A 26467-nucleotide genomic window follows, 5' to 3' on the forward strand; every position below is an offset into this window, starting at 1 on the left:
GCAGATCATGCTTGAGATCGGCATGCTGGATCTGGGACTGCTGATGGGCGAGGGGGAGCTGGCGGGCGAGGTGGTGGCGCTGCTGGCGGCCTCGCCCAAGATTTCCGAATTTATCCGGCGCTCTCCGCTGCAGGGCAAACTGCTGAAAAAACGCCTGCAGAGCTGGGGCGAGCAGCTGGGGGAGGAGATCCGCCACAAGCCGGTGCCGGTGGCGCTGGAGCAGGAGTACTTGCTCTATCAGGCCCATCGGCAACTGGCGATGACCGAGCTGGTTGGTCGTCTGCCAAGCCTGCTGGAGTCGCTGGAGCAGTACAGCCCCTTCGCTGGCGAGGCGCGATCCTTGGTGCGTCAGCTGATGGCTCACCCCACCGAGGGGTTGTGCCAGCTCTTTATCGACAAGTGGCGCGCCAGTCTGGTGGGGAGCCTGCTGCAGCTGCAGCAGCAGATCGCCGAAGCGGAGCGGGAGAAGCAGCGTCAGGAGATTGAAGATCAGCTGCTGGCAAGCCGTACCCTGGCCGATGCCCTCGACCCCAACAAGATCTCCGCCGGTGGTCTGTGGGATCTGGCGCAGGGGAGTTGGCACAAGCGCAGTCTGGTACTGGTCAAGCAGTACGCCCGTATGCTGCAGCGCGAGCCGCTGCTGGCGGAGATTGCCGGTCTGCTTGGCCGCAGCGAGCGTGATCGGCGGGCGCAGGAGCAGCCGGTGCCGCCGGTCGAGGTGCTGGAGCTGGAGCCGGCCCCCAGCGATGATGTGCCCGACGATCTGGTGGGCATTCATCAGGCGAGCGACCTGATGCGGCTATTGCCAAGCGAGGCGGTGATGCTGGGCTTGCCCGAGCTGGAGCTGGAGTTCTACCGCCGCTATCTGGAGCGGCGCCTGCTCAGCTATCAGTCGCGGGGCACCCTGCCGCGCCAGCGCATCATGTTGCGTACCCCGGAGCAGGGAGGCAAGCAGCTGCAGCAGCGCGGCCCCTTTATCGTCTGCGTCGATACCTCCGGCTCCATGGGCGGATATCCGGAGGAGTGTGCCAAGGCGCTGTTTCTGGCCCTGCTGCGGGTGGCGATGGACGAGAAGCGCGGTTGCTATCTGATGCTCTTCTCCACCGAGGTGGCGACCCTCGAGATCACCGCCGATACCGGACTGGAGAAGGCGGAGCGCTTCCTCTCCATGAGTTTCCACGGTGGTACCGATCTGGTGCCCTGCCTGGAAAAAGTGCTGGCCAAGCTCGATGATCCCGCCTTCGCCAAGGCCGATGTGCTGGTCATCTCCGATTTCATCGCCCAGAGCCTGCCTCACGCCCTGCTCGATCAGATGAACCGCTATCGTCAGCGCCAGACCCGTTTTCATGCGGTGGCAATGTCCCGCCACGCCAAGCAGGCGCTGTTGCGGGTGTTCGACAACAGCTGGCTGCTCGATTGCGGCCTGCGCGGCCGCTTGTTGCGCCGTTGGCAACAGCACTGAGCCGTCGCTGCTCATGGCTGCTGTACGTTTGGGGATGAGCGGTTATGATGAGCTGCATAATCGCCGCCGCGTTCTCAAATGGGAGAAGAGATCCCGCATGATACGTTTCCTCGTCCTGCTTTTGCTGACCGGGCTCTGCAGTAGCCCGGTGTGGGCTGCCCGAGAACCGCTTGCCGAGCCAAAACTCTCCCGAGAGCTGCAACAGCTGGAGGAGGGGAGCCACCCAGAACGCATCTACCGGCTGCGGGTGGCCGCCCTTGCTGCCAACTATGACGTCTACCCGCCCGAGATACAGGGGCGCATCGTGCGCCTCCAGTGCTGGGCCATGCCAGCCGAGCGGGATGGCGAATATCGCCGGGTGGTGGAGTTTGCCGACAAGGCACTCCAGCGGGCCCGTGAACGCAAGGATGGCCTCACCGAAGCGGGCCTGCTCACCTGTCGCGCCTTTCATCAGCAGTTGCTGGGCAATATGAAGCAGGCCAAGGCCGATTACGAACAGGCGCTGCAACTGGCGCGCAATCTGGGTGACAGGTTGCAGGAGGCCGATATTCTCAGCCAGCGCGGCGACATGTATGCCTATCAGGGCAAGCTGGCGGAAGGGCTGCAAGAGCTGATGGAGGCTCACCGCGGTTATGAGGCTCTGGGGCTGGATGGCAAGGCGCGGGAGACGCTGGGCCACATTGCCAATGCCTATCGCCGGATGGGGCTCTATGAGCGGGCCGAGGGCTACTTCAAGGAGCTGGAGAAGGAGTACGAAAAGGAGGGAGAGGAGGAGCGCCAGATCAGTATCATCTCCCAACAGGGGGTGCTCTACAGCGAGATGGGGGAGTATGCGCGGGCGCGTCCGCTGCTGGAACAGGCGGAGCAGTTCTACCGGAAACAGCAGCAGGATGGCTTTCTAGCCTGGAGCCAGATTGAGCTGGCCACCATCCTCCACTATCAGGGCAAGGGCGATCAGGCCATGGCCAAGCTGCAGCAGGCCGAGGCGATTCTGCTCCGTAGTAGCGATATAGACAGCGTCACCCAGGGGCACTGGCAACTGGTGATGGGGATGGTGCTGGAGACGCAGGGCAAGCTATCGGAGGCGCTTGCCAGCCTTGCCAGAGCCGAACCCATCTTCGTCAAAGAGAATAATCAGCGCTTTTTGACCCGGCTCTACGAGGTGCGTTCGCGGATCTTCGAGTCGAAGGGGCAGATTAAAGAGGCGCTGGCCAATCTGAAGCTCTATGTCAAAACCCGCACGGCAGTCGAGAAGGTTCTGATGGAGCAGCGCACCCTGCAGATGCGCTTCGAATTCGACATGGCGCGCAAGGAGCTGGCCCACCAGACCCTCAAGACCAAACAGCTGCTGCAGGAGGCTGAACTCCAGCAACTGCGCGAGCGCCGCTACTGGCAATATCTGGTGGTCTCGTTGCTGCTGGTGCTGATGGGGATCGCCGTCTTCTATCAGCATCGCCGCTCCCGCAAGATGCACCATCTGGCGATGACCGACGAACTGACCGGCATCCATAACCGTCGCCAGATCCAGAAGCTGGGAGAGGAGTGTTTTCAGCAGTCGCGAACCAGTGGTCAGCCCTTTAGTGTATTGCTGCTCGATATCGATCACTTCAAGCTGGTGAATGACAAACTGGGACATCATATCGGCGACAGCGTTCTGGTGGCGGTCGCCAGCTGCGCCGAAGCGCAGTTGCGATCGCTCGATCGGATAGGACGCAACGGTGGTGAGGAGTTTCTGGTGCTGCTGCCTGACACGGGTCTTGATGAGGCAATCGAGGTGGCGGAGCGGATCCGTTATCACGTCTCTTTGCTGAAGGTTGATGGCGTACCGGAAGGGCACTCCATCCATGTCAGCATCGGTTGTGCCGAGCAAAGTCTGCTCGATGAGAACCTGGGAGAGCTTGTCCAGCGCGCCGATGCGGCCATGTATCGGGCCAAGCAGGCGGGACGCAACCGCGTGGAAACAGGCTTTTGACGGGCAGGGTATTGCGGGTGTTAGGGAGATAACTCCGAGAGAACACTCTTGCCAGTAATGACATCGGCAAGAGCGCTCACGGAGGTATGTCAGAAAGTCAGAAGAGAGTTATGCCCAAGCACTTCCGCCATTGAGGTGAATCACCTCACCGGTCATATTGCTGTTGTTCATCAGGAATAGCGCTGCCTGAGCATAATCCTCTCCTTCCCCCAAGCGTTTCAGGGGGAGGCTTTGCGCCACTGCCGCCACTTTTTGTGGGTCATTGCCTAACGCCTTAAGCAGCATGGGAGTCCGCATTGGGCCCGGGTTGATGACGTTGATCCGGCGGGGGGCCAGTTCTGTCGCCAGACTGTGAGTCAGTGTTTCGACGGCGCCAGCCGCAACGGCAGGGAGCGCCTTACCAAGTTGTGGGCGGCGCGTCACCATTCCGGAAGTGAGCACGATGGAGCCTCGTTCGGAAATCTTTGGTGCCGCGGCGCGGATCGCATGGACACTTCCCCAGAAGCGACTGTCCATATTGATTCTCAAATCCTCGATTGCGGCAGTGAGAAAGCTGCCTGGTCGCATGACAGCCGCGGTGATGACGAGATGATCCAGCGAATCCAGCTGGTTGAAAAACTGATTGACGGAGTCGACGTCGAGAATATCCAGTTGATGGCCATTGGCATTTGGGCCAAGTTCAGCCAGCGCACTGTCAAGCTGCTCACGGTTGGAACCACCGATAATGACCTTGGCGCCTTGCTCTATCGCATGTTGGGCGGTGGCCAGGCCAAGACCCGAGGTACCACCGATGATGACGATCTGTTGATTGTGCAGGGTGGAATGTTTCATGTAATGACCTCTCCATTATGTAGATACGGTTTACATATTTGTGGCTGGATAGGGAAAGTCCAAGTATGAAAATTTATCAATACTAGCTGCTATTGGTATGCGAAGAGAGGCAAGTCCACGCGTTCAGGATGCTGCCACCAGATTCGGGATGTTTGATTTTCTGTTCAGTTGGAACCTGTGAAAGGAGGGAACAGCTGCATTATCATCTCTTGTCAGGCTGGGTATTTTTCACCCGTGCGGGTATAATGTCGCGCAATTTTGCTTTGGCTCAGGCGAGAAGACCCATGTAACGCAACCCTCTTCCTCTCTCCACCGACAGACCAGATGTCTGCCAGAGTGGCCCGTTGCGTATCCATGCCGGACCGTGAGTCAATGCGGCATCCCGGAATTACTCCCACGGTGGCCAAGGCCGCCGCCCAATAGAAGAACGTTGAATTATGTCAGCTGAATTTCTGAGTGAAGTCTCCAAGAGACGCACTTTTGCGATCATCTCGCACCCGGATGCGGGTAAAACCACCATCACCGAAAAGGTTCTGCTGTTCGGACAGGCCATTCAGCGCGCCGGTACCGTCAAGGGCCGTGGCTCAGGCCAGCATGCCAAATCCGACTGGATGGAGATGGAGAAGCAGCGTGGTATCTCCATCACCACCTCGGTGATGCAGTTCCCCTATGCCGACTGTCTGGTCAACCTGCTCGATACCCCGGGTCACGAGGACTTCTCCGAAGATACCTACCGTACCCTGACCGCTGTCGACTGCTGCCTGATGGTCATCGATGCCGCCAAGGGTGTTGAAGACCGGACCCGCAAGCTGATGGAAGTGACCCGTCTGCGCGATACCCCTATCCTCACCTTCATGAACAAGCTGGACCGCGAAGTGCGCGACCCGATGGAAGTGATGGACGAGGTGGAACGCGAGCTGAAGATCATGTGCGCCCCCATCACCTGGCCTATCGGCTGTGGCAAATCCTTCAAGGGTGTCTACCACCTCTACAAGGATGAGACCTATCTGTATCAGACCGGTCAGGGCCACACCATCCAGGAGAAGCGGGTGGTCAAGGGGCTGAATAACCCGGATCTGGATGCCGCCGTCGGCGAAGATCTGGCCCAGCAGTTGCGTGACGAGCTGGAGCTGGTGCAGGGCGCCTCCCCCGAGTTCGATCACGATGCCTTTATCGCTGGCGAGATGACTCCGGTCTTCTTCGGTACCGCGCTTGGCAACTTCGGTGTCGACCACATGCTGGATGGCCTGACCGACTGGGCGCCGGCGCCCATGCCGCGCAAGGCCGAGAGCCGTGAAGTGGTGGCGACCGAGGAGAAGTTCTCCGGCTTCGTGTTCAAGATCCAGGCAAACATGGATCCGAAACACCGCGACCGTATCGCCTTTATGCGTATCGTATCAGGCACCTACAGCAAGGGCATGAAGATGCGCCACGTGCGTATCGGCAAGGATGTGAACATCTCCGACGCCGTGACCTTTATGGCCGGTGACCGGGAGCAGGCGGAAGACGCCTTCGCCGGTGACATCATCGGTCTGCACAACCACGGTACCATCCAGATCGGCGACACCTTCACCCAGGGTGAAGATCTCAAGTTCACCGGTATCCCGAACTTTGCACCGGAACTGTTCCGCCGCATCCGCCTGCGCGACCCGCTCAAGCAGAAGCAGCTGCTCAAGGGGCTGGTCCAGCTCTCCGAAGAGGGCGCGGTACAGGTGTTCCGTCCGCTTATCAGCAACGATCTCATCGTCGGTGCGGTCGGTGTGCTGCAGTTCGACGTGGTGGTTTCGCGCCTCAAGAGCGAGTACAACGTCGAGGCCATCTACGAGGCGGTCAACGTCTCCACCGCCCGCTGGGTGGAAGGGAGCGACGTCAAGAAGTTCGAAGAGTTCAAGCGCAAGAACGAGGTCAACCTGGCCCTCGATGGCGGTGACAACCTCACCTACATCGCGCCGACCATGGTCAACCTGCGCCTGGCACAGGAGCGCCACCCGGACGTCGAGTTCCGTCAGACTCGCGAGCACTGATAAGCGCTTGCATGCTCAGCAGACAAGATAAAAAAGACCCCGCTTCGGCGGGGTCTTTTTATTGGTGTAGCAAGGTGCCGTCTGGCGTAGACTCTCAAAAGGTGCGCAGCAAACGGGCCGGATTGCCGGCATAGGTGCCGGGGATCTCGATATCCCGGGTGACGACGGCTCCGGCGCCAATGACGGCGCCCCGGCAGATGCGGACTGGCAAAATGGTGGCATTGGAGCCGATGCTGACCTCATCCTCAATGATGGTTCGGCCCCAATGGGACGAGTCCGGGTCGGGAGACCCCTCCTTGAAGAGATCGTTGGCAAACATCACTCCGTGACCGATAAAGCACGCTTCACCTATGGTGACGTGCTCGCAGATAAAGGTGTGCGACTGGACTCTGGTTGCGCGGCCGATGGTGACGTTGGCCTGCACTTCCACGAAGGGGCCGATAAAGACATCGTCCGCCAGAGTACAGCTGTAGAGATTGACGGGCTCAACCAGTTTCACCCGCTCGCCGAAACGGACATCACAAATGCCAACGGTGTGTCGTGTCGGCTCATTCATGATGCGCCTCTCTGTTCCAGATCGAGCAGCATGCAGATTTCGCAATCCCCGTGGCTGGTGCAGCCAAGGGGGCCGGGCAGATGTTCAAAGCCCAGTGATTCGTACAGGCTGGTGGCTTCGCGCAGCACCTCGGTGGTCTCCAGATAGCAGCGCCGATAGCCAAGGGCGCGCGCCTCGTCCAGCACCTGCAACACCAGACGCTTGCCCAGACCTAGGCCACGCAGGGTTGGCAGGAAGTACATCTTCTGCAATTCGCATACTTCCTCCTCGCCAGCCAGCGGGGCTATGCCGCCGCCACCGAGAATGGAACCGTCCGGCCCCTCGATGACCCAGTAGCGGCTCGCCTCCTCCTGATAGGTTTGATAGAGCCTGTCCAGATTGGGATCAGAGACGCCATATCCCTTGTCGGCGGTGAGCCCGTACTCCGCCGAGACGGTGCGGATCACCATGGCGATCTGGGGATTATCCGCTTCTGTGATGGCGCGGATGCGGTAGCCCTGCTGGCGGCGGGCGCGGGAGAGGGCGCTGCGGTAGAGTAGCATGCCGCTCCACAGCTGTTCGCGCTCGGGTTGGCTCAGCTGCGCCAGCATCTCCTCCATGGCGTGATCCATCTCCCGATGCAGCGTCAGCAGCATCGCCTGACCTTCGGCTGTGAGGCGGGCCTCCTTGCTGCGGCCATCGGAGGGGTGGGGATGCCAGCTGATGAGGTTGCGCTCAGCCAGGCGGGCCAGCGGGCGGCTGGCATTGGATTTGTCGATGCGCAGTTTCTCGGCCAGCTGCTGGTTGGTGGCCGGTGCGCTCTCCAGCTCGATCAGCAGATGTGCTTCGATGGGGGTGAGTGCCAGCTGGCCACAATGCTGGGAGAGCATGCCCAGTTCGCGAACCAGATCGCGCGACAGGGCGCGCAGGGGACGGGGATCCATGTCGGGATTTCCTATTTAGTTGTGCCTGACAACTAAAATAGTCTAAAAGTTGTAATGCGCAACTTTTTTATCGTCCCGGCAGGTGAACAATAGCGGCAGCCCCTGGGGCTGCCGCAGGATAGCGAGCGTCAGGCTGCGGCTCTGGCGGCCAGTTCCGGACGGCGGGAGAAACAGTGGGCAAGCAGCAGCATGGTGGCCACGCCCACCGTACCCAGCACCAGCCAAGGGAGGGCGGGTTGGCCCTGCTCCATGGCGTAATCGTAGAGCGAGCCGCCCCCCACGTAACCGGTCATGCCGCCGACGGCGAGGCCGAGCCGGCTAAAACCCATGTAGCTGCCACGGGCTGCCGGATTGGCCAGCCGTGTCATCAGGGTCTCTCGGGCCGGTTCGCAGATGATGATCCCGAGATAGAAGCAGGCCAGCAGCACGAAGAGGCCGGACAGGGTGCTGACGAAAGCGACCAGACCTATCCCCACCGTCATCATCAGGATGCCTGCCAGCAGGCGATTCTCGAGGCGATAGCGCCGTTCGCTGAAACGGGCGATGGGGTAGAGCAGCGCCAGTGACAGCGCCGTTTCCAAGCTGTACATCCAGCCCACGGCGGTGGTACTGCCGGAGAGCTGTTTGACCAGGATGGGGAAGATCAGCATCACCTGCACCCAGAGCATGTAATAGCCGCTTAAGATCAGCACCAACCGGCAGAAGGCGCGATCCGCCAGCACCTTGCCCAATCCCTGACGCATTGGCGTCGGCTTGATGGAGAGACGATAGGCGGGCAGCAGCGTCCAGTTGCAGAGTGCCGCCAGCGTGAATAGCCCGGCACCCAGCAGGCAGACGTAGGTGAAGTCGAAGCGCAGCAGCCAGCTGCCGAGCAGGGCGCCAGTGACGGCACCCGCGCTCTCCAGCATCATCAGCAGGGAGATAAAACGGCCCCGCTCATGGGGACGGGTGAATTTGATCACCAGCGCAGCCCGGGGTGGGTCAAACAGGCAACCGCCCAGTCCGGAGAGGAAGCAGGAGAAGATCAGCATGGCGCCGCTGTCGGCCCAGGCCAGCGTAGCGAAGCCGATGGCCCGCAGCAGCATGCCGGTGACGATGAGCGGGCGGGCGCCGAAACGGTCGGCGAGCGAACCGCCGAAGATCCCCAGCCCCTGCTGGGTAAGCTGGCGCAGCCCGAGCGCCAGCCCCACCAGACCGGCGGCCCAGCCGAGCTGGTCGACGAAGCGCAGGCTGATCATCGGCATCACCACAAAGAAACCCAGGATCACCAGTGTGGTATCCAGCGCCAGAAACCAGCGTCCCCAAAACCTCGCCCTATCGACCATAACGCCCTCTCATTTACAGATAACTTCATTCTGGAGAGGGTTTAGATATAGTGGTAGACGACAACTACCTATATTTCATATCAGGATTATTTATGTCTATGGATCTGGATGATCTGCAACTGCTGCTGGATGTGGCCGAGCTGGGCAGTTTTAGTCAGGCCGCAGCCATCCGCGGCTGGTCACAACCACTGGTCAGCCAGCGGATTGCCCAGCTGGAGGTGAGCCTCGGGGCCCCGCTGTTTCAGCGTCATCGGCGCGGTGTGACCCCGACCCGTGCCTGCGAGGAGTTTCTTCCTGCCGCCCGCTCGGCGCTGGCCACCCTGAGTGAAGGACGGTTGGCACTGCAGGGGGCACCGGCACTGCCCTGTATCCGTCTCTCCAGCCTCCCTTCGCTCACCTCGGTGGTCTTTGGCTCGCTGTTGATGGAGCTGGTGGATGAGCCGTTCGAGATCCGCTGCACCACGGATCACTCGGGCGACATCATGCAGGCGCTGCTGACCGGGGAGGCAGATATCGGCTTTGTGCTCAAGCGCCCGCCTGTCTCCGGCCTGCAGATGGAGCTGCTCTGCTGCTCTCCCATCATTGCCATCGCTTCGCCGCTGCATCCCCTGGCCGGGTGCCACGGTCTTACGCTGGAGGACATCGCCGATCAGCGGCTGGCGCCCCAGGTGTGGGGGCCGGGGTGTGATGCCTTCATTCAGCAGTTGCGGCGGATCCGCCGTGTTGCCAGCCCCATTCACGGCATACAACCGGCGAGTGCGGCGCGGGAACTGGCGCTGGAGCACGGCTTTATCACTTTGATGCCGGAGCTGGCGATTGCGCGGGATCTGGAGATGGGGCGACTGATCAGGCTCGATGTGGTCAATTTGCCGCAAGATCACTGGGACGTCATGATGGCCTGGCGCGGTGGCAAGCGGCCCAATCCCGCCAGAGAGACGGTACTGGCTATGGCCCGGTCACTGGCGAAACGGTGGCGCAAGGAGTAAAGGGCGCGGGGCAGTCCCCGCGCCGGAGGATCAGTAGCTGGCCTTGAGGGTCACGCCACTGAAGGCCGCAAAGCCGGAGAGCTGGACGTACCAGGTACCTGCCTTGGGATTGGTGAACGAGCAGCTTTCGTTGTTACCGCCTTTGTAGGGACGGCAGTCGTAGCTGCTGCTGGTTGGGGCAGAGCCAAAGCGGACGTAGAGGTCGGCATCACCGGTTCCGCCGCTGCTGTTGATCTGCAGTGACTTGGTGCCCGCCGGTACGGTCAGGGTGTAGTTGAGCTTGCCACCCTTGCTGGCGGCGAGGTTGCTCAGCGGCACGCCGTTTTGCAGCACGTTGTCGCTTGGTGGCGGCGTGGTGCCGCAACTGGCATCGACCCCGACGGTCTGGAAGGCGCGTGTTACATCCGCCTGACTGTAACCCAGATCGGCGGTGGCCCGGCTGACACCGCAAGCCCCTTGCTGGTAGTCGGTGTTGGCGCCCCAGTAGAGGCGGTTGGCCAGCACGAACACCTCGAACGCCTTGCGGGTGTTCCAGCCGCTGCTGTTGGCCAGCAGGTAGAAGGCGCGGTTATAAACCCCCGAGCTGTGGTGCACGTCGATGCCGTCGTAGTAGTCGCTGGCATGGCCGATGGATTTGCCATCCCGGGTCGGATCCTCGAAGTAGCGCAGGGAACCGTTGCCCTTGAAGATCTGCGCCCCGACCAGCCAGTCGTTGCTCCCCTTCATGTAGAACTCGGCCGCTTCCCCCGCCATGTCGGAGAAGGCCTCGTTGATCCCCCCGGACTGACCCGAGTAGACCAGCCCCGAGTTCTGTTCGGTAAAGCCGTGGCTCACCTCGTGGGCTGCCACGTCGAGGCTTACCAGCGGGTAGAAGGTAGTGGCGCCGTCCCCGAAGGTCATCTGGCTGCCATCCCAGAAGGCGTTCTCGTAATTCTTGCTGTAGTGAACCCGCATCTTCAGCTTGAAGGTCAATGGTGCCGTGTTGTACCAGTTGCGATACATGTCGAATACCACGTTGCCGAAATAGTGGGCGTCGTTGAGCGGCGAGTAGGCGCCGTTGATCTCCTTGACCCGGTTTTCCGGGCAGGTGAATTGGTGGATGGTGCCGCCAGAGGTGGCGTGGTTGAGGTTGATGGTATCGACGTTGGGGCTGGTCATCCGGCAGCTGTCATCGACGATGAGCGGGCCAAAATCGGTACCGTAGAAGTATTTGCCGGTCTTGATGTTGCCCCCCGGGCCGGTCGCATTCTTGTGGTTTATCCCCTCCCAGCGTTTGAGCTCCTCGCCGCTTTGGGCATCGAGGATGACGAAGGGGCGGCTCGGTTTGTCACTTTCCGCGACGAAGGAGACCTGATAGACCAGCCGGGCCAGACCGTTCTCGTCCTGCATCACGTAAAGCTTGATCTGCTCGTTGCTCCCCTTGCTGCCCGCCTTGGCCTTGCTGGCGGCATCCTGTGGCGAGAGGGTTGCGACCGGGCTCGCCACATCCTGATCAATCTGGCGCAGCATGCGCCCGGTGGCTTGCTGTAGCTGGCCGCTCAGGCTCTTGTCAGCCACCACGACCTGGCCCATTACCGGAATGCCGTTCCAGGTCTGCTCGTAGCGGATCCGCTGTTGTCCGTTGGGCAGTTTGACCACCCGCACCTGACGAAACTCGCCATCTTCCAGCTGCAGTGTACCGGCGCCGGCATTAAGGCCAGACATTGCTCTGGCGCTGCTTGCGTTAACGTTGATCTCGACTTCTTGTGCCGCCATGGCGGCACCTCCCCAACAGGCCAGTGCCACGGCCAGAAATACTTTATTCATCTCTTCTTTCCTTAAATCGATGATGTTGTTGAACCGACCCTTGGTCGGGCATTTTCAAGCTAGTTCCGGGGTAAAAAAGTGCCTCCTGTCAGATGTGACAGCGCAGCACAGAGGGGTAGCAGGATCTGCTGAAAGGCCCGTTTTGGGCATCAAAAGGAGCCGTTCAAAGAGCGTTATCCGGTTTCAGAGAGCCACCCTCCTCTTTGGAGGGAGAGAAATAGTTCGGGGCTGCCGCCTCTTCGTACCGAGAGGGGAAATGAGGAGGTGACAAAAGTGGCTGGCGTGCCAAGTTGCGATTGGCTACATTGGGGCAGCCTCATGTTTTGGCGACTGATTTAAAAGGAGAATCCCATGTTTTCATGGCAGTTGGATGACGAGCTGGCGCTGCTCTTCTTGCAGCCAGACATGGCGAGCGAGCTGTTTGCCCTCTGCAATGACAACCGGGAGTACCTCTCCCAATGGCTGCCGTGGCCCCCTTTCATTTTACGTCCAGCCGACAGCGCGACTTTTATCCGTCATGCCATCGAGAAGTTTGCCCGTGGCGAGGGGCTTACCACCGCCATCGAGTATCAGGGGGAGGTGGTTGGGGTCATTGGCTACAACAGCATCGATCACGATCTTGGCAAGGTGGTCATCGGCTACTGGCTGGCGGAGCGCTGGCAGGGCAACGGCATCATTACCCGGGCTTGTCATGCGCTGATCCATCACGCCTTTGAGGAGATGGGGATGGAGAAGGTGGAGATCACTGCCGCGACCGACAATGAGCCCAGCAGAGCCGTCTGTGAACGGCTCGGGATGCAGCAGGAGGGGATTACCCGACGCGCGGAGCGACTGGGTTCCCGGGTCGTGGATCATGTTCACTACAGCCTGCTGCGCGATGAATGGCTCGGGCAGAGAGACTCCTGATGGCGCTACCCCATATCAAAACCCCGCGGGCCCACCTGACGGTGCTGACCCCCGATCAGGCCCCGATGATCCTCGACTTTTACCGGCGCAATCGCGACCACCTTACCCCGTGGGAGCCGCTGCGCGATGACCATTTCTACACCCTTTCTTACTGGCATAACCGGCTGCAGGATAGCTACAGCCAGTTTTTCAACGGCACCGGCGTCAATCTGGTGGCGCTCGATCCGGCTGGTGAGCGGGTGATCGCCACCTGCAACTTCAGCAACATCATGATGGGGATCTTCAAGGCGTGTCACCTCGGCTATGCCATCGACCGGCAGCATGAGGGGCAGGGGCTGATGCAGGAGATCCTGACTGCCGCAATCGACTATCTATTTCGCGAGCAGGGACTGCATCGCATCATGGCCTGCTATATGCCCGCCAACCTGCGTAGCGGTGCCTTGCTGGAGCGACTCGGATTCGAGCGGGAGGGGTATGCGCGGGAGTATCTGATGATCAATGGCCGCTGGGAGGATCACATCCTCACCTCGCTGATTAATACCGGCGCCTTGAGCGGTAGATAAAAAAACGGGCCCATGGGGCCCGTCTTTCAATGAGGTGCAGGCTTAGTTGGCCTTGGCATCGCTCACTGCAGCTTCAACCTTGGTAGCCGCTTCGTCAGCAGCTTTTTCTACGGTTGCAGTCGCTTCGGAGGTGGCTTTCTCTACGGTAGAGGTGGCTTCGCTAGCGGCTTTTTCTACAGTTGCAGCAACTTCGGCGGCCGGAGCAGCAGCAGGAGCGGCAGCTTTTTCTTCTTTCTGACCGCAAGCAGTCAACATCAGACCCAGGACACCGGCTACCAGTACTTTGTTCATGTGCATTCCCTCAAAAAAAGATGGAGAGATGGTCGGTACAACCATCACTGCGCCCACCGTGACCCGGAATAAGACAAGAGGCCGGGACTCAGGGAGGCGGGCGCAATATAGCCCCATTGGTTACCGATGAAAACGGATATCACAATGACATTTTTTCGTGCAGTGGATAAAAAGCTCCACTGCAACGACTGATATCAATACAAGATGCCGCTTATTTGCGGTTGATGCACAATAAACCACCAAATTATTCATGTTGATTGGCAGTTTAAACGGTATCCATATCTGTCAGAGTGGCAACCTGCTCCGCGTTAGTCAGACAGCTTCTGACAGCTCAGCCGTTGCCCCAAGCGGTTGCTCTCGCGGGCAAGGTCCAGCAGTGCCATCACCGCCAACGCTTCCGTGGCGGGTACCGGGTTATCTCCCTCACCTCTGATGGCGGCACAGACGCCGCGGTAGTAGGCGCCGTAATCACCCGCTTCGCCGGTCAGGCTCTGTTGCTGCAATTGGCCATCCACAATTCGACTGAGCTGACCGGGTTCGCTATCCAGCCCCCAATCCGCTGCCGGTGGCCGCTTGCCCAGCTTGAGCTGATCTTCCTGCACATCCATACCGAATTTGACGAACGAGCCCTGACTGCCGTGAATGACAAAGCGCGGCATGGTAGCCGATACCAGACAGCTGCCATGCAGGATCACTCGCATCTCGCCGTAGCCCAGCACCACATGGAAGTAGTCGTCCGCCAGTGCTCCTGGGCGCTGTCCGGAAAGGTCTGCCTGCAGCCAGTTCGGTTGGCCGAACAGCTGCAGCGCTTGATCCAGCACATGGGGGCCGAGATCGAACCAGAGGCCGGAACCCGGGCCACCCGCTTCGCGCCAGCGCTGACGCACCTCGGGACGATAGCGATCGAAATGGGATTCAAACTGGGCGATCTGCCCCAGTGTCCCCTCGGCAATCAAACGGCGCACGGTAAGAAAATCCCCGTCCCAGCGCCGGTTGTGGAAGATGCTGAGCAGTCGCTGCTGTTTGCGGGCCAGCTCGACCAGCTCTGCCGCTTCGGCCAGATCCAGTGCAAACGGCTTGTCGATGACGACGTGCTTGCCAGCCAGCAGCGCCTGACGGGCCAGAGGTGCGTGGGTGTCGTTGGGGGTGGCGATGACAACCAAATCGACCGAGCCATCGGCCAGCACCTGTTCCAGCGAGCCGACCCGGCAGCCGGGCAGATCGGCCTGTACCTTGGCCGAATCGCTGCTGACCACCCAGCTCAGGGACAAACCGGGCGTGGTGGAGAGGAAGGGGGCGTGGAAGGTCTTGCCTGCAAAGCCATAGCCCACCAGGGCGGCGTTGAGAGAGTGGCTCATCGGGGTTCTCCGCTGACGTCGAGTGACAAACAAGAAGGGGGCCCATGGCCCCCGGAGTGTGCATCAGAGCACAGGATTTATTGCAAACACAAGCGGCGTCCGCGGCGCGTCATCAGCATCACCAGCGGTGGCAGCAGCAGCCACATATGCAGCGCCAGCTGGCTGAGCGGGTCGTGCATCAGTGCGCCGGTCAGGCCAACCAGTGCACCGGATCCGCTCATCTGGAACAGCCCGAGCAGGGCAGCAGCGGTACCGGCGCAGTGGCCGAACGGTGCCAGCGCCATCCCGGCGGCCGAACCCAGAATCATGGCAAAGCCGATGCTGGAGAGGAATACCGGCCCCATCATCGCCAGCGGATGTTCGATGTGCATGGCCAGGGTCAGGCTGATGGCGGAGAGCATCAACACCAGCAGGCCGATACGCAAGGTGCGTCTTGGCCCCACCTTGGCGATAAAGCGCGGCGCCATAAAGCAGGCCAGAATGTTGAGCGCGGCGTTGGCGGTAAACCAGTAGCTAAAGCCGCTCATATCGAGCCCCAGTTTCACCATCAGCTGCACCGGCGCAGCGGTGACATAGGCAAGGATCACCGCCATCGCCAGCATGCACAGTGCCGCATTGAACAGGAAGCTGGGGGAGCGCAGTACCGGGCTGTAACGCGACCAGCTGATGAGCGCCCCTTCGCTGCGGGTCTCCTCCGGGCGGGTCTCCGGCATCCGCCACAGCAGCCAGCTGCCAACGATGACCGCATAACCGGCCATAAACCAGAAGTTGGCAGACCAGCCCGCCTTGGCGGTGAGCCAGCCACCGAGCAGGGGGGCAAGGGCTGGGATAAAGCAGATGGCGCCATTGAGATAGGAGATCATCTGGCCGCTCTTTTTCGGGCCATAGCTGTCACGCACCACCGAGAAGGCGGCGACCGAGGTGGCGCAGGCGCCAAAGCCCTGCAGCACCCGGGCGATCATCAGCTCGCCGAGGCTTGCGGCGAACCCTGCGCCCAGCGCGCTCAGGCCATAGAGCAGCACGCCACCCAGTGCAACCGGCTTGCGGCCATAGCGGTCGGCCAGCGGCCCGACCAGCAGTTGTCCCAGCCCCATGCTGAACAGGAACCAGGTGATGGTGCCCTGCATCAGGGTCACTTCCGCTCCGAGCTGTTCAGCCATCTGCGGAATGGCGGGCAGGTAGATGTCGATGGCCAACGGACTGAACAGCACCAGCAGTACGAGTAAAAGAATCAATGGCATCTGTCACCTCTCTATCAGCCGGAATTGAATTGGTGCGCGAGTCTACTGGCTCAAAGTAATGAATAGAAATGGTATTTAATCACTTTGGTTATTCCTCTGTGGAAACATGTATCAAAAAGCGCTCTATTGAAAGGGGGATAACTCCCTCTCAAGCCATCGCTGCTGCTGTAATTGACGCTTTTACTAAACGCTTGCGCCGCATAGAATGCGCTGATTATTTTTGCGGAGGTGCTCGATGAACAAGCTTGTCCTGGCAACAGGTAACCAGAAAAAGGTGAAGGAGTTGGCCGCCATGCTGGCCGACATGAAGATCCAGGTGATCCCGCAGAGCGAGTTTGCTGTCTCCGATGCCGACGAGACCGGCACCACCTTCGTTGAAAACGCCATCATCAAGGCGCGCCACGCCGCCCGCATCACCGGCCTGCCCGCCGTTGCCGATGACTCCGGTCTGGAAGTGGATCTGCTGCAGGGTCGTCCCGGGGTCTACTCCGCCCGCTTTGCCGGTCAGGGTGCCGGTGACAAGGCCAATATCGAGAAGCTGCTGGCTGAGCTCAAAGGTGCACCCGATTACCTCAAGAGCGCACGATTCTGGTGTGTGCTGGTCTATATGCGCCACGCCGACGATCCCACCCCCATCATCTGTCAGGCGAGCTGGGAAGGGATGATCATCGACGAGCAGCGCGGTCAGCATGGCTTTGGCTATGACCCCGTCTTCTTCGTGCCGGATCACGACTGCACCGCCGCCCAGATGCCGGCCGAGCTGAAAAACCAGCTGAGCCACCGTGCCCAGGCGCTGGCCAAACTGAAAGCGGCGCTGGCGGCTCACTGAGTTAAGCCTCCACCGCCCATCGCATATTGTCATCTACAATGGGGGCCTTGAGCCCCCGTTTTATTGGAACGTCCATGCTGCAACTGCCGCCTCTCTCCCTTTATATCCACGTGCCCTGGTGTGTCCAGAAGTGCCCCTATTGTGACTTCAACTCCCATGCCCAGAAGGGGGAGTTGCCCCATCTCGAGTATGTGGCGGCCCTGCTGGAGGATCTGGAGCAGGATCTGAAGTGGGTGCTGGGACGACCTCTCTCCTCGATCTTTATCGGCGGCGGCACCCCCAGCCTGCTGACGGTAGAGGCGATGCAGGCCTTGCTGGATGGCGTGCGTGCCCGCATTCCGCTCACCGCAGATTGCGAGATCACCATGGAGGCCAACCCGGGCACGGTGGAGGCGGACAAGTTCGCCGGTTTCCAGCGTGCCGGCATCAACCGCATCTCCATCGGGGTACAGAGCTTCCAGCAGGAGAAGCTGACCCGGCTCGGCCGCATTCACGGCCCGGAAGAGGCGCGCAAGGCCGCCGCACTGGCCCACGCCATCAAGTTGCCCACCTTCAATCTGGATCTGATGCACGGTCTGCCGGATCAGAGTCTGGATGATGCCCTTTATGACCTGCAGCAGGCTATTGACTGCGCCCCGCCGCATCTCTCCTGGTATCAGCTCACCATAGAGCCGAACACCGCATTTGCCTCCAAGCCGCCCAAACTGCCGGAAGATGACACCCTGTGGGACATCTACGAGCAGGGCCACGCCATGCTCACCGCCAGTGGTTATCGCCAGTACGAGATCTCGGCTTACGCCAAAGAGGGCTATCAGTGCCATCACAATCTCAACTACTGGCGTTTCGGCGACTATCTGGGGATTGGCTGTGGTGCCCACGGCAAGGTGACCGATCTCGCAAACCAACAGATCCTGCGTACCGCCAAGGTGAAGCATCCGAAAGGGTATCTGGACAAGAGTCGTCCCTATCTGGACGAGCTGTGGCAGGTGACGGCAGACGATCTGCCGCTCGAATACTTTATGAATCGCTTCCGCCTGTTTGAACCGGCCCCCAAGGCGGAGTTCGAGGCCTACACTGGCCTGCCGCTGGAGCGGGTGGAGACGGTGCTGACCATTGCCCAAAGCAAGGAGCTGATCGACGATCTGGGGGATAGCTGGCAGCTTACCTCCCTCGGCCATCGTTACCTTAACGTGCTGCTCGAACTCTTTATGGATGAGTAAGCGGCCTGTTGAGGTGCGCTTTTGAGGCGGTGAGTTGGCGTTGCCAAATCGCTTCTTCTGTCAAAACAATCAGGGCGCCAATGGCGCCCTGATTGTTTATGGTCGGTAGAAACCCGCTCAGCAGCAGACGCGGATCATCTGCTGTTGGCCGGGCTCCCACCGCTTGCCAAATTTGGCCTTGCGCTGGTAACTCCCCTTGCCCTTCTTGTTGCGCTCGACCCGGCTACGAAACAGCGGATCAGAGAGCAGGGCGTGCAGATGGTTATCCTTTATCTCGCCGCGCTGATGGGCATAGTTGCCCCCTTGCGCATGCTCCTCATGGGGGAGGGCGGGTTGGTCGACCCGGATCTTGGCCATGACGGCTCCTCTTCTTGCTCTTGGTGTGCTGACTCTTGTCACTGGATGGCGGTTTTCGCTACGGGCGCCTGTTCAGATGAGTGCCCGGCAACCGGATCTATTGGCTCCGGTTAAAAACGCGGCGATTTTGTCACCAAATTGCCGCGGGAGCAATGACCCGGCTGGTGCCGTCAGCCGTGAACCGGGTCATGCTCATCGTGGCCGTGATGCTCGTGATGAGCTGGTGCTCCTGACTCCAGCGTTTCCAGAATGGCGCAGTGCTCCGCCGAGCGGGGGCCGCCGCAGCAGATGTTGGAAAGCTCGCGCAGGTTGTCGCGAAAGCGGGTCAGTTCGATGATCTTCTGCTCAACCTGGGCCAGCTTGGTGTCGGCTACTGCTTTCACCTCCTGACAGGTGACCTTGGCCTTGTTGGTATCTAGATCGAGCAGCTCGCCGATATCGGCAAGGGAGAAGCCCACCGACTTGGCGCGAATGATGAACTCCAGTCGCCGCTTGTCCTGTTCGCTGTAGAGGCGGTAGCCGGATTCGTTGCGGATCCCCGGCGAGATGAGCCCGTTCTTCTCGTAAAAACGCAGGGTATCCGCCTTGACCCCGCATGCCTTGGCCAGTTCACCGATCCGGTACATGCCCTTTTCTCCCGTTGGATATGCGACTCAACAAAACCGGAACCCACTATCACCCCTTTGCCGGGCGATTGCCAGCCAAGGGCATAAAAGGGGCAGACAAAAGTTGGTTTCACCGCTTTTTTGCCATAAAACCCTTAAATGGCAAACGTTTGGCAAAAATCAAGTGGAAAACGTTTAACTCCGCGCCGCACAAGGGTTTGGCTATTTAAAAAATCCACCACCCGTCACATTTTTTGTGTAGAATACGCGCCCATAAGAGAGCGCCGCACCAAGCGGGCATTTCTTAAAGCACTTTTGCCGTTGTCAGGCCTGTGGCGAGAGTGGTTTGCGAAATCCCCCCACTTCCATTTATTTGGGGACTCTCTGTGTTGAGCCTCGCCTCCCATGGAACGGTCCCCGTTATGTTGAGGACGATAGTGTGATGGAACAAGCTCGACCCATTCGCCGTGCACTGCTGAGTGTGTCTGACAAAACCGGCATTCTGGAATTTGCCAAGGCACTCAACGAACGCGGCGTCGCCCTGCTCTCTACTGGCGGTACTGCCAAGCTGCTCGGCGAGGCGGGTCTGCCGGTAACCGAGGTCTCCGACTACACGGGTTTCCCTGAAATGATGGACGGTCGGGTCAAGACCCTGCATCCCAAGGTTCATGGCGGCATTCTCGGCCGTCGGGATCAGGATGACGCCATCATGGCCCAGCACGCTATCTCCCCCATTGACATGGTTGTCGTCAACCTCTATCCCTTTGCTGCGACAGTGGCCAAAGTGGGCTGCACCCTGGCTGATGCGGTCGAGAACATCGACATCGGCGGCCCGACCATGGTTCGCTCTGCGGCTAAAAACCACAAAGATGTCGCCATTGTCGTCAAAGCTGCCGACTACGATCGCGTTATTCGCGAAATGGATGCCAACGGTAACAGCCTGAAACTGGCAACCCGTTTCGATCTGGCCATCGCCGCCTTTGAGCACACCGCTGCCTACGACGGCATGATCGCCAACTACTTCGGCACCATGGTTCCTTCCTACGGTGACAACAAGGAGGGTGACGAGGAGTCCCGCTTCCCGCGCACCTTCAACAGCCAGTTCATCAAGAAGCAGGACATGCGCTACGGCGAGAACAGCCATCAGGCCGCTGCTTTCTACGCCGAGGAGCATGCCGCACCGGGTTCCGTCTCCAGTGCTACCCAGCTGCAGGGCAAGGCGCTCTCCTACAACAACATCGCCGACACCGACGCGGCGCTGGAGTGCGTGAAGGAGTTCGACGAGCCGGCCTGCGTCATCGTCAAGCATGCCAACCCGTGTGGCGTGGCCGTCGGTAACGACCTGCTGAGTGCCTACGATCGCGCTTACCAAACCGATCCCACCTCCGCCTTTGGCGGCATCATCGCCTTCAACCGTGAGCTGGATGGCGCCACTGCGGCAGCCATCGTGGCCCGCCAGTTTGTCGAAGTGATCATCGCCCCGACCGTGAGCCAGGAGGCCCGCGACGCAGTGGCTGCCAAGCAGAACGTGCGTCTGCTCGAATGCGGTCAGTGGACAGCTCCAGCGCAAGGGTTTGACCTCAAGCGCGTCAACGGCGGCTTGCTGGTGCAGGAGCGCGATCTCGGTATGGTGACTCTGGGCGACCTGACCGTGGTCAGCAAGCGCCAGCCGACCGAGGCCGAGCTGCAAGATCTGCTGTTCTGTTGGAAAGTGGCCAAGTTCGTCAAATCCAACGCCATCGTCTACGCCAAAGATGGCCAGACCATCGGCGTTGGCGCCGGCCAGATGAGCCGCGTCTATTCGGCCAAGATTGCCGGTATCAAGGCGGCGGATGAAGGGCTGACCGTGGCGGGCTCCGTCATGGCCTCCGATGCCTTCTTCCCGTTCCGCGACGGTATCGATGCTGCCGCGCAGGCCGGTATCTCCTGCGTGATCCAGCCGGGTGGCTCGATGCGCGATCAGGAGGTGATCGACGCCGCCGACGAGCACGGCATGTGCATGGTCTTTACCAACATGCGCCACTTCCGTCACTGATGGATCAGGGCCGCCACGGGCGGCCCTTTTGTTGTCTCTTTTCAACTGACTATTGCGACCGGCTTCCCTCTGACGGAAGCCTGTGACCCACATAGAAGCGAGCGATACGATGAAAGTACTGATCATTGGCAATGGCGGCCGCGAACACGCCCTGGCCTGGAAAGCCAAGCAATCTCCTCTGGTGACCCGGGTCTTCGTCGCCCCCGGCAATGCCGGCACCGCGCACGAAGGGAGTATCGAGAACGTGGCCATCGCTGCTACCGATATCCCGGCTCTGCTGGCGTTTGCCAAGGAGCAGCGCATCGGTCTGACCATCGTCGGCCCGGAAGCGCCGCTGGTGAAAGGGGTAGTCGATGCCTTCCGTGCCGAGGGACTGGCCATCTTCGGTCCGACCGCGGCTTCTGCCCAGCTGGAGGGCTCCAAGGCCTTCGCCAAGGATTTCCTGGCCCGTCACGCCATCCCGACCGCCGAGTACCAGAACTTCACCGAGGTGGAGCCAGCGCTGGCCTATCTGCGCGAGAAGGGAGCACCCATCGTCATCAAGGCCGATGGTCTGGCCGCAGGCAAGGGGGTTATCGTGGCGATGACCCTGACCGAGGCCGAAGAGGCCGTGCGCGACATGCTCTCCGGCAATGCCTTTGGCGACGCCGGTGCCCGGGTGGTGATCGAGGAGTTCCTGGAAGGGGAGGAGGCGAGCTTCATCGTCATGGTCGATGGCAAGCATGTGCTGCCGATGGCGACCAGTCAGGATCACAAGCGGGTAGGGGATGGCGATACCGGCCTCAATACCGGCGGTATGGGCGCCTATTCGCCTGCGCCAGTGGTGACTGATGAAGTGCACCGCAAGGTGATGGAGCGGGTGATCATGCCGACCGTGCGTGGTATGGCGGCCGAGGGCAACGTCTACACCGGTTTCCTCTATGCTGGCCTGATGATCGACGGTCAGGGCAATCCCAAGGTGATCGAATTCAACTGCCGTTTCGGTGATCCTGAAACTCAACCCATCATGCTGCGGATGCGCTCCGATCTGGTGGAACTCTGTCTGGCCGCCTGTGCCGGCAAGCTGGATCAGGTAGAAGCGAATTATGACCCCCGCGTGGCCATTGGCGTGGTGCTGGCTGCGGGCGGCTATCCCGGCGACTACCAGCAGGGCAAGGCCATCAGCGGTCTGCCGGTGGAAGAGGCGAGCGGCGAGAAGGTATTCCACGCCGGTACTCGCCTTGATGGCGATACCGTAGTGACCGCCGGTGGCCGGGTGCTGTGCGCCACCGCGCTGGGCCACACAGTGGCCGAAGCGCAGCAGCGAGCCTATCAGCTGGCGGCCCGGATCCAGTGGGATGGTGTCTTCTATCGCAATGACATCGGCTGGCGCGCCATCGAGCGTGAACAGCAGGCTGGCTGATGGCCGGTAACCGCAGTGACAAGCCCCGCCAATGGCGGGGTTTTTTATGCCGGAAAGTGCCTGATTGTCGATGCATTCATGTTGCTGTGGTTAACAAGCGAGGCACTCTTGTCACCATTTGCCACAAAAAACATCATTTTTCACAAACGCTTCACCATGAGTCATGGCATTATGCTGATGATGAATTCCTGTTTGGATTCATAGGTGACCCTAATAATTTGAGCATGTTGTTATATAAGGAAATCCCATGTTGAAAACTGTTCGCCCCCTGCTGCTGCCCCTGATGTTCGGTCTGATCGCGTTGCCTGCCATGGCTGGCGATCTGGAACAGCCGATGAAGAAGATTGGCTTCAACTACAAGCAGGCGGTCAAGGCTGATGATGCGGCTACCATGGAGAAGCACATCAACGAGATGAAGGCTCAGCTCGACATCGCCAAGCAGAAGAACATGCCTGCCGCCAAGAAGGAGAAGTTCCTCGAAGGCATGAATGAGGTACAGACCGAGCTGGATGCCAGCCTGGCTGCGCTCAAGGCCGGTGACGAAGACAAGGCGCGCGAGCACCTGGCCAAGGTCAACGACCTGAAGAAGGAGTATCACAAGTATGCCAAGCAAAAAGGGTGAGCCCTTTCGCTGGGATGCAGTAGTTCGTCTGACCCATTGGGGTGTAGCGGCGATCTGTATCGGCAATCTCTGGCTTAATGAGGCGGGAGAGGATTGGCACGAGTGGCTCGGTTACACAGCCATCGCGCTGGTCTCCGTACGTTTGCTCTGGGGGCTCACCTTTGCCCATGGCTACGCCCGCCTTGGCGCCCTCATCCCTAGCGGTGAGGATTTCCGCCAGCAGATGCACGAGATGCGCGAGCGGTTGCCGCAGGCGCCGGGCCATCACGGCAGCGGCAAGCTGGCGGTATGGGCGCTCTGGTTACTGGTGCTGGCGACAGCCGGTACCGGCTGGTTCCAGAATACCGAGATGGGATTTGATCTGGGGGCTGATGATTGGCACGTCTGGTGCACTTGGGCGCTGCAGGGCATGATCGCACTGCATCTGCTGGCCATTGTGTTCACCTCGTGGCGTCAGCGCAGCAATCTGGTTACCCGGATGCTGCCCTCGCTTCCCCGTTACGCCTCGAACCAGCGTCGCGACGAGCAGACCTGAGGCTCAGCATTAGGCTCCTTGCCCTCGCTCGAGGCGCCTGATCCGGAACCTGTCCAGACCCGCCAGTGGCGGGTCTTCTGTATCGACCGGATGAGAAGTGCAAAATCCGGATGCAAAAAAGCCGCTCATGATGAGCGGCTTTTTTCAATTTGGTGGCCCCTGGGGGACTTGAACCCACGACCAATCGATTATGAGCGTGGGGAAAATGCATTTTACTGTATTTACGTACAGTATGTGATGTTATATAAATCAATGCGTTAGATCGCGCCGCTCATTTTGTGACCTTCTCTGGTCTTCCCCTATATTCTCCCTCTGTCATATCCTATAGGTATCCTTTTTCGACCAATCGATTTCTAGGATACCTGGATCGATTGGTCGGCCAAGAGCAGGCTAGCCAGGGAAAGGAGCAGCAAACGCCACTCCCCCCTTGGGCCAAAAAAGGTCGCATAGGGTTTAAATATTGAGGTTACAGAGGTTACAAGGTTACATCTTTCTACAGGCCACGGTTTTACAGGGTTTGTTTGTAACCTCACCATAAATAGTCAGAGGTTACAGAGGTTACAAGACCCGTCTTGCCTGCCCTTCCTCTGGCTAGCCTGGTTTGTGGGAGGAAGATGAAAGCGTTCAAATTCACCAAGGCCACGATCGATGCACTGCCCCGCGCACCAGAGGGGAAGCAGGTCGAGTACTGTGATGCCATGGTGCAGGGGTTGAGGCTTCGGGTCGGGGCCACTGGAACCAAGTCGTTTAGCGTGGCCAAGAGGAAAGAGGGGCGCTTTATCAGGGCGACCTTGGGGCGCTATCCGGCATTGACCATCGACATGGCCCGCGCCAAGGCGCTGGAGATCCTGGGAGAGGTGGCCATCACTGGCCAGAACCCCAACGTGATACGCCGCGAACAGGACAAGCTGAAAGTCACCCTGGACGAGGCGATAGATGCCTACCTTGCCAGCCGTGGCGATCGGATCAGAGCAGAGACGGCCAAGCACTACCGCGCCGATCTCAACAACTACTCCGGCGACTGGATGACGATCCCCCTGGTCAAACTCACGCGGGAAAAGATCGAGGTTCGCCACAAGGCCATCACCGAAGGGTTGCCCAGTGCCTGGCATGGCGCATCGCCAGAGTTTCGCAAGGCGGGCACCGGCAAGGGCAGCAAGGCGCAGGCCGACCGCTGGGCGCGCACACTGCGGGCAGTGTGGCGCTTTGCCCGTGATCACTATCGGGATGCCAATGATCGGGTCATGCTGCCCGAGCCACCAACCGAAGTCCTGAGCAGCAAGCGGCTTTGGCACAACACCCCCAGACGCAACGACCGGATCCGCACCCACGAACTCAGGCGTTGGCTGGATGCTGTGGAGCAGGTCAGGCAGTACGCCATCGACTGGCGGGACGATACGACCGCCACCGTCTGCGATGCCATCGACATGGCACTGTTTACGGGGTTACGCCGCGCGGAAGTATTCCAGCTCACCTGGGATCGGGTCAGCATGAGCGGCGGCTACTTCTGGATTGACCAGACCAAGAATGGTGATCCGCTGGAGCTGCCGATCACCGATACCCTGCTCACCATTTTCCGCCGCCGTTGGCACTGGAACCTGAAACAGAGCCGGTTTGTGTTCCCTGGTCGCAATCCAGAGCGCCCTATCCATGAGCCGCGCCGCGTCATAGCCAAGATCTGCGCGGCCACTGTACCGAACCCTAATCCTGACGGCCTGCCACCGTTGGAGTTCAAATGCCACGATGCCCGCCGTACCTTCGGCACCGTGGCCGAACTGGCCGAGGTCGGTCAGTACACCATCAAGCGCCTGATGAACCACCGCACCTTGCGCAGTGCCGATGTCACCCAGGGTTACATCCACTTCACCGCAGACGAGCTGCGTAAACCGGCTACCAGGATTGAGCGGGATATTTTGGAATATGCGGGCCGCCTGGATAGTAAAAATAATGCCAATAGTAATTTGTTGACTATTTTTGCCACGCTGCCAGAAGACGAGCAACGTCGATTATTGCTGAGCGCTTCAATGAATAATTCAAGGAGTTAAAGCTTTGCTTGATTTATTAAATAAAGAGAATGTTTGGGAAGGCTTACTATCTAAGTCGTATGACTATCTTTTTTCAATGGATGTAGCGACGATTATTGATGAAGTCACCGTAAGGGCTGAGATACTTTATGGTGATAAATACCAGCCATTACTCAATGAAAAGGCTATGTCAGAAGTGATCGGGCTATTGAAACTGGAGGAACCATTATTCCCAGTTGTGAATGATATCATGACTGAATCATTTATTGAGCTTATCGATTATGAAGAAGAGGCGTTGGCCATTAGCATGAAATTGAGCGAAATGGACAAGCATATTCTTCACGTCAACTGTAACAAGTATGCAGAACGAGAGCCCAATGTACTTAGTCAAACAGATGTTGTGCGACCATTATCAGTTGGAGCGTTGAAGTTTTATTATGAACATACACTCCGTGCCAACCGACATCATCGCTATGTTGACTCTGTGTCACGTAACGTCATGAAATTCAGGAGTGAATTTGGCGACGTTGTACCATGTGCCCCGCCAATGAAACCAGATGGAAAAGTCTTGTTGAGTATTGATCTTGAGAATAG

The 26467-nt window shown here is 59.5% G+C and carries 24 protein-coding genes; 14 read left to right on the plus strand and 10 right to left on the minus strand.

Annotated features, from left to right (window positions below; all coding sequences use genetic code 11):
* Window positions 1-7: 7 nt before the first annotated feature.
* Window positions 8-1462 carry an ATPase RavA stimulator ViaA gene (gene viaA / locus LG31_RS0102730; RefSeq protein ID WP_033112974.1) on the plus strand — a complete coding sequence of 485 codons (1455 nt, stop codon included), beginning with the start codon at window positions 8-10 and terminating at the stop codon, window positions 1460-1462.
* Between the two features lie 97 nt (window positions 1463-1559).
* The gene (locus tag LG31_RS0102735) at window positions 1560-3434 is read left to right on the plus strand and encodes a tetratricopeptide repeat-containing diguanylate cyclase (protein ID WP_033112998.1); all 1875 of its coding nucleotides are present in this window, start codon (window positions 1560-1562) and stop codon (window positions 3432-3434) included.
* A 108-nt stretch (window positions 3435-3542) separates the two neighbouring features.
* Here the strand turns inward: LG31_RS0102735 and LG31_RS0102740 are convergent, their stop codons facing one another.
* Window positions 3543-4265: an SDR family oxidoreductase gene (locus tag LG31_RS0102740; protein WP_033112975.1), complete on the minus strand. Its 723-nt coding sequence runs from the start codon at window positions 4263-4265 to the stop codon at window positions 3543-3545.
* A 434-nt stretch (window positions 4266-4699) separates the two neighbouring features.
* Between LG31_RS0102740 and prfC the strand changes: the two genes are divergently transcribed.
* A complete protein-coding gene (prfC, locus tag LG31_RS0102745; RefSeq protein ID WP_104016072.1) occupies window positions 4700-6289 on the plus strand; it encodes a peptide chain release factor 3 in 1590 nt (529 codons plus the stop codon).
* Window positions 6290-6383: 94 nt separating this feature from the next.
* Here the strand turns inward: prfC and LG31_RS0102750 are convergent, their stop codons facing one another.
* The 3 genes from LG31_RS0102750 to mdtH all read right to left on the minus strand — a co-directional run bounded on the left by LG31_RS0102750 (window position 6384) and on the right by mdtH (window position 9093).
* Window positions 6384-6845 (minus strand): acyltransferase, encoded by a 462-nt coding sequence (locus tag LG31_RS0102750; RefSeq protein WP_033112977.1) that lies wholly within the window; start codon window positions 6843-6845, stop codon window positions 6384-6386.
* Entirely contained in the window at window positions 6842-7768 is a 927-nt protein-coding gene (locus tag LG31_RS20235) for a bifunctional helix-turn-helix transcriptional regulator/GNAT family N-acetyltransferase (protein WP_033112978.1), read from the minus strand. The genes LG31_RS0102750 and LG31_RS20235 overlap by 4 nt, the downstream gene beginning before the upstream one ends.
* A 128-nt stretch (window positions 7769-7896) precedes the next feature.
* On the minus strand, window positions 7897-9093 hold the full coding sequence (gene mdtH / locus LG31_RS0102760) for a multidrug efflux MFS transporter MdtH (protein WP_033112979.1): 1197 nt from the start codon (window positions 9091-9093) through the stop codon (window positions 7897-7899).
* A 92-nt stretch (window positions 9094-9185) separates the two neighbouring features.
* On the opposite strand from mdtH, the gene LG31_RS0102765 reads away from it, so the two are divergent.
* Window positions 9186-10079 carry a LysR family transcriptional regulator gene (locus tag LG31_RS0102765; RefSeq protein ID WP_033112980.1) on the plus strand — a complete coding sequence of 298 codons (894 nt, stop codon included), beginning with the start codon at window positions 9186-9188 and terminating at the stop codon, window positions 10077-10079.
* Between the two features lie 30 nt (window positions 10080-10109).
* Here the strand turns inward: LG31_RS0102765 and LG31_RS0102770 are convergent, their stop codons facing one another.
* Window positions 10110-11885 (minus strand): M4 family metallopeptidase, encoded by a 1776-nt coding sequence (locus LG31_RS0102770; RefSeq protein ID WP_033112981.1) that lies wholly within the window; start codon window positions 11883-11885, stop codon window positions 10110-10112.
* A gap of 351 nt (window positions 11886-12236) precedes the next feature.
* Between LG31_RS0102770 and LG31_RS0102775 the strand changes: the two genes are divergently transcribed.
* Both LG31_RS0102775 and rimJ read left to right on the plus strand, forming a co-directional pair.
* Window positions 12237-12791: a GNAT family N-acetyltransferase gene (locus LG31_RS0102775; RefSeq protein ID WP_033112982.1), complete on the plus strand. Its 555-nt coding sequence runs from the start codon at window positions 12237-12239 to the stop codon at window positions 12789-12791.
* Window positions 12791-13354 (plus strand): ribosomal protein S5-alanine N-acetyltransferase, encoded by a 564-nt coding sequence (gene rimJ / locus LG31_RS0102780; protein ID WP_033112983.1) that lies wholly within the window; start codon window positions 12791-12793, stop codon window positions 13352-13354. The genes LG31_RS0102775 and rimJ overlap by 1 nt, the downstream gene beginning before the upstream one ends.
* Window positions 13355-13396: 42 nt before the next feature.
* On the opposite strand, the gene LG31_RS0102785 is transcribed toward rimJ, so the two are convergent.
* From LG31_RS0102785 to LG31_RS0102795, 3 genes are all read right to left on the minus strand, one after another.
* The gene (locus tag LG31_RS0102785) at window positions 13397-13645 is read right to left on the minus strand and encodes a hypothetical protein (protein ID WP_033112984.1); all 249 of its coding nucleotides are present in this window, start codon (window positions 13643-13645) and stop codon (window positions 13397-13399) included.
* A gap of 308 nt (window positions 13646-13953) precedes the next feature.
* Window positions 13954-15003 carry an oxidoreductase gene (locus tag LG31_RS0102790; RefSeq protein ID WP_033112985.1) on the minus strand — a complete coding sequence of 350 codons (1050 nt, stop codon included), beginning with the start codon at window positions 15001-15003 and terminating at the stop codon, window positions 13954-13956.
* A 77-nt stretch (window positions 15004-15080) separates the two neighbouring features.
* A complete protein-coding gene (locus LG31_RS0102795; protein ID WP_033112986.1) occupies window positions 15081-16244 on the minus strand; it encodes a multidrug effflux MFS transporter in 1164 nt (387 codons plus the stop codon).
* A 235-nt stretch (window positions 16245-16479) separates the two neighbouring features.
* Here LG31_RS0102795 and rdgB point away from each other — a divergent pair, with 235 nt between their 5' ends.
* Both rdgB and hemW read left to right on the plus strand, forming a co-directional pair.
* Window positions 16480-17073, plus strand: coding sequence for an RdgB/HAM1 family non-canonical purine NTP pyrophosphatase (rdgB, locus tag LG31_RS0102800; RefSeq protein ID WP_033112987.1), 594 nt, complete (start codon window positions 16480-16482; stop codon window positions 17071-17073).
* Window positions 17074-17147: 74 nt separating this feature from the next.
* The gene (gene hemW / locus LG31_RS0102805) at window positions 17148-18293 is read left to right on the plus strand and encodes a radical SAM family heme chaperone HemW (RefSeq protein ID WP_033112988.1); all 1146 of its coding nucleotides are present in this window, start codon (window positions 17148-17150) and stop codon (window positions 18291-18293) included.
* 117 nt (window positions 18294-18410) lie between these two features.
* Here hemW and LG31_RS0102810 read toward each other — a convergent pair whose 3' ends face one another.
* Both LG31_RS0102810 and zntR read right to left on the minus strand, forming a co-directional pair.
* Window positions 18411-18650: an alternative ribosome-rescue factor A gene (locus LG31_RS0102810; RefSeq protein WP_033112989.1), complete on the minus strand. Its 240-nt coding sequence runs from the start codon at window positions 18648-18650 to the stop codon at window positions 18411-18413.
* Window positions 18651-18820: 170 nt separating this feature from the next.
* The gene (zntR, locus tag LG31_RS0102815) at window positions 18821-19276 is read right to left on the minus strand and encodes a Zn(2+)-responsive transcriptional regulator (protein WP_033112990.1); all 456 of its coding nucleotides are present in this window, start codon (window positions 19274-19276) and stop codon (window positions 18821-18823) included.
* Between the two features lie 421 nt (window positions 19277-19697).
* On the opposite strand from zntR, the gene purH reads away from it, so the two are divergent.
* The 6 genes from purH to LG31_RS0102845 all read left to right on the plus strand — a co-directional run.
* Window positions 19698-21290 carry a bifunctional phosphoribosylaminoimidazolecarboxamide formyltransferase/IMP cyclohydrolase gene (gene purH / locus LG31_RS0102820; RefSeq protein ID WP_033112991.1) on the plus strand — a complete coding sequence of 531 codons (1593 nt, stop codon included), beginning with the start codon at window positions 19698-19700 and terminating at the stop codon, window positions 21288-21290.
* 109 nt (window positions 21291-21399) lie between these two features.
* Window positions 21400-22692 carry a phosphoribosylamine--glycine ligase gene (gene purD, locus LG31_RS0102825; protein WP_033112992.1) on the plus strand — a complete coding sequence of 431 codons (1293 nt, stop codon included), beginning with the start codon at window positions 21400-21402 and terminating at the stop codon, window positions 22690-22692.
* Window positions 22693-22939: 247 nt separating this feature from the next.
* Entirely contained in the window at window positions 22940-23314 is a 375-nt protein-coding gene (locus LG31_RS0102830) for a cytochrome b562 (RefSeq protein WP_033112993.1), read from the plus strand.
* Window positions 23295-23849, plus strand: a complete 555-nt coding sequence (locus LG31_RS0102835; protein ID WP_033112994.1) for a cytochrome b/b6 domain-containing protein — start codon at window positions 23295-23297, stop codon at window positions 23847-23849. The genes LG31_RS0102830 and LG31_RS0102835 overlap by 20 nt, the downstream gene beginning before the upstream one ends.
* 614 nt (window positions 23850-24463) lie before the next feature.
* Window positions 24464-25894, plus strand: a complete 1431-nt coding sequence (locus tag LG31_RS0102840; protein WP_033112995.1) for a tyrosine-type recombinase/integrase — start codon at window positions 24464-24466, stop codon at window positions 25892-25894.
* Window positions 25895-25898: 4 nt separating this feature from the next.
* Window positions 25899-26467 (plus strand): hypothetical protein (locus tag LG31_RS0102845; protein ID WP_033112996.1); only part of this gene is annotated, 569 nt, incomplete at its 3' end.

Origin of the sequence: Aeromonas lacus, assembly GCF_000764665.1 — a bacterium.
Taxonomy (GTDB): domain Bacteria; phylum Pseudomonadota; class Gammaproteobacteria; order Enterobacterales; family Aeromonadaceae; genus Aeromonas; species Aeromonas lacus.

Coding starts and splice junctions, on each gene's coding strand:
- viaA (WP_033112974.1), top strand. CDS start 8: ATGCTTGAGATCGGCATGCTGGATCTGGGACTGCTGATGGGCGAGGGG.
- LG31_RS0102735 (WP_033112998.1), top strand. CDS start 1,560: ATGATACGTTTCCTCGTCCTGCTTTTGCTGACCGGGCTCTGCAGTAGC.
- LG31_RS0102740 (WP_033112975.1), bottom strand. CDS start 4,265: ATGAAACATTCCACCCTGCACAATCAACAGATCGTCATCATCGGTGGT.
- LG31_RS0102750 (WP_033112977.1), bottom strand. CDS start 6,845: ATGAATGAGCCGACACGACACACCGTTGGCATTTGTGATGTCCGTTTC.
- LG31_RS20235 (WP_033112978.1), bottom strand. CDS start 7,768: ATGGATCCCCGTCCCCTGCGCGCCCTGTCGCGCGATCTGGTTCGCGAA.
- mdtH (WP_033112979.1), bottom strand. CDS start 9,093: ATGGTCGATAGGGCGAGGTTTTGGGGACGCTGGTTTCTGGCGCTGGAT.
- LG31_RS0102765 (WP_033112980.1), top strand. CDS start 9,186: ATGTCTATGGATCTGGATGATCTGCAACTGCTGCTGGATGTGGCCGAG.
- LG31_RS0102770 (WP_033112981.1), bottom strand. CDS start 11,885: ATGAATAAAGTATTTCTGGCCGTGGCACTGGCCTGTTGGGGAGGTGCC.
- LG31_RS0102775 (WP_033112982.1), top strand. CDS start 12,237: ATGTTTTCATGGCAGTTGGATGACGAGCTGGCGCTGCTCTTCTTGCAG.
- rimJ (WP_033112983.1), top strand. CDS start 12,791: ATGGCGCTACCCCATATCAAAACCCCGCGGGCCCACCTGACGGTGCTG.
- LG31_RS0102785 (WP_033112984.1), bottom strand. CDS start 13,645: ATGAACAAAGTACTGGTAGCCGGTGTCCTGGGTCTGATGTTGACTGCT.
- LG31_RS0102790 (WP_033112985.1), bottom strand. CDS start 15,003: ATGAGCCACTCTCTCAACGCCGCCCTGGTGGGCTATGGCTTTGCAGGC.
- LG31_RS0102795 (WP_033112986.1), bottom strand. CDS start 16,244: ATGCCATTGATTCTTTTACTCGTACTGCTGGTGCTGTTCAGTCCGTTG.
- rdgB (WP_033112987.1), top strand. CDS start 16,480: ATGAACAAGCTTGTCCTGGCAACAGGTAACCAGAAAAAGGTGAAGGAG.
- hemW (WP_033112988.1), top strand. CDS start 17,148: ATGCTGCAACTGCCGCCTCTCTCCCTTTATATCCACGTGCCCTGGTGT.
- LG31_RS0102810 (WP_033112989.1), bottom strand. CDS start 18,650: ATGGCCAAGATCCGGGTCGACCAACCCGCCCTCCCCCATGAGGAGCAT.
- zntR (WP_033112990.1), bottom strand. CDS start 19,276: ATGTACCGGATCGGTGAACTGGCCAAGGCATGCGGGGTCAAGGCGGAT.
- purH (WP_033112991.1), top strand. CDS start 19,698: ATGGAACAAGCTCGACCCATTCGCCGTGCACTGCTGAGTGTGTCTGAC.
- purD (WP_033112992.1), top strand. CDS start 21,400: ATGAAAGTACTGATCATTGGCAATGGCGGCCGCGAACACGCCCTGGCC.
- LG31_RS0102830 (WP_033112993.1), top strand. CDS start 22,940: ATGTTGAAAACTGTTCGCCCCCTGCTGCTGCCCCTGATGTTCGGTCTG.
- LG31_RS0102835 (WP_033112994.1), top strand. CDS start 23,295: ATGCCAAGCAAAAAGGGTGAGCCCTTTCGCTGGGATGCAGTAGTTCGT.
- LG31_RS0102840 (WP_033112995.1), top strand. CDS start 24,464: ATGAAAGCGTTCAAATTCACCAAGGCCACGATCGATGCACTGCCCCGC.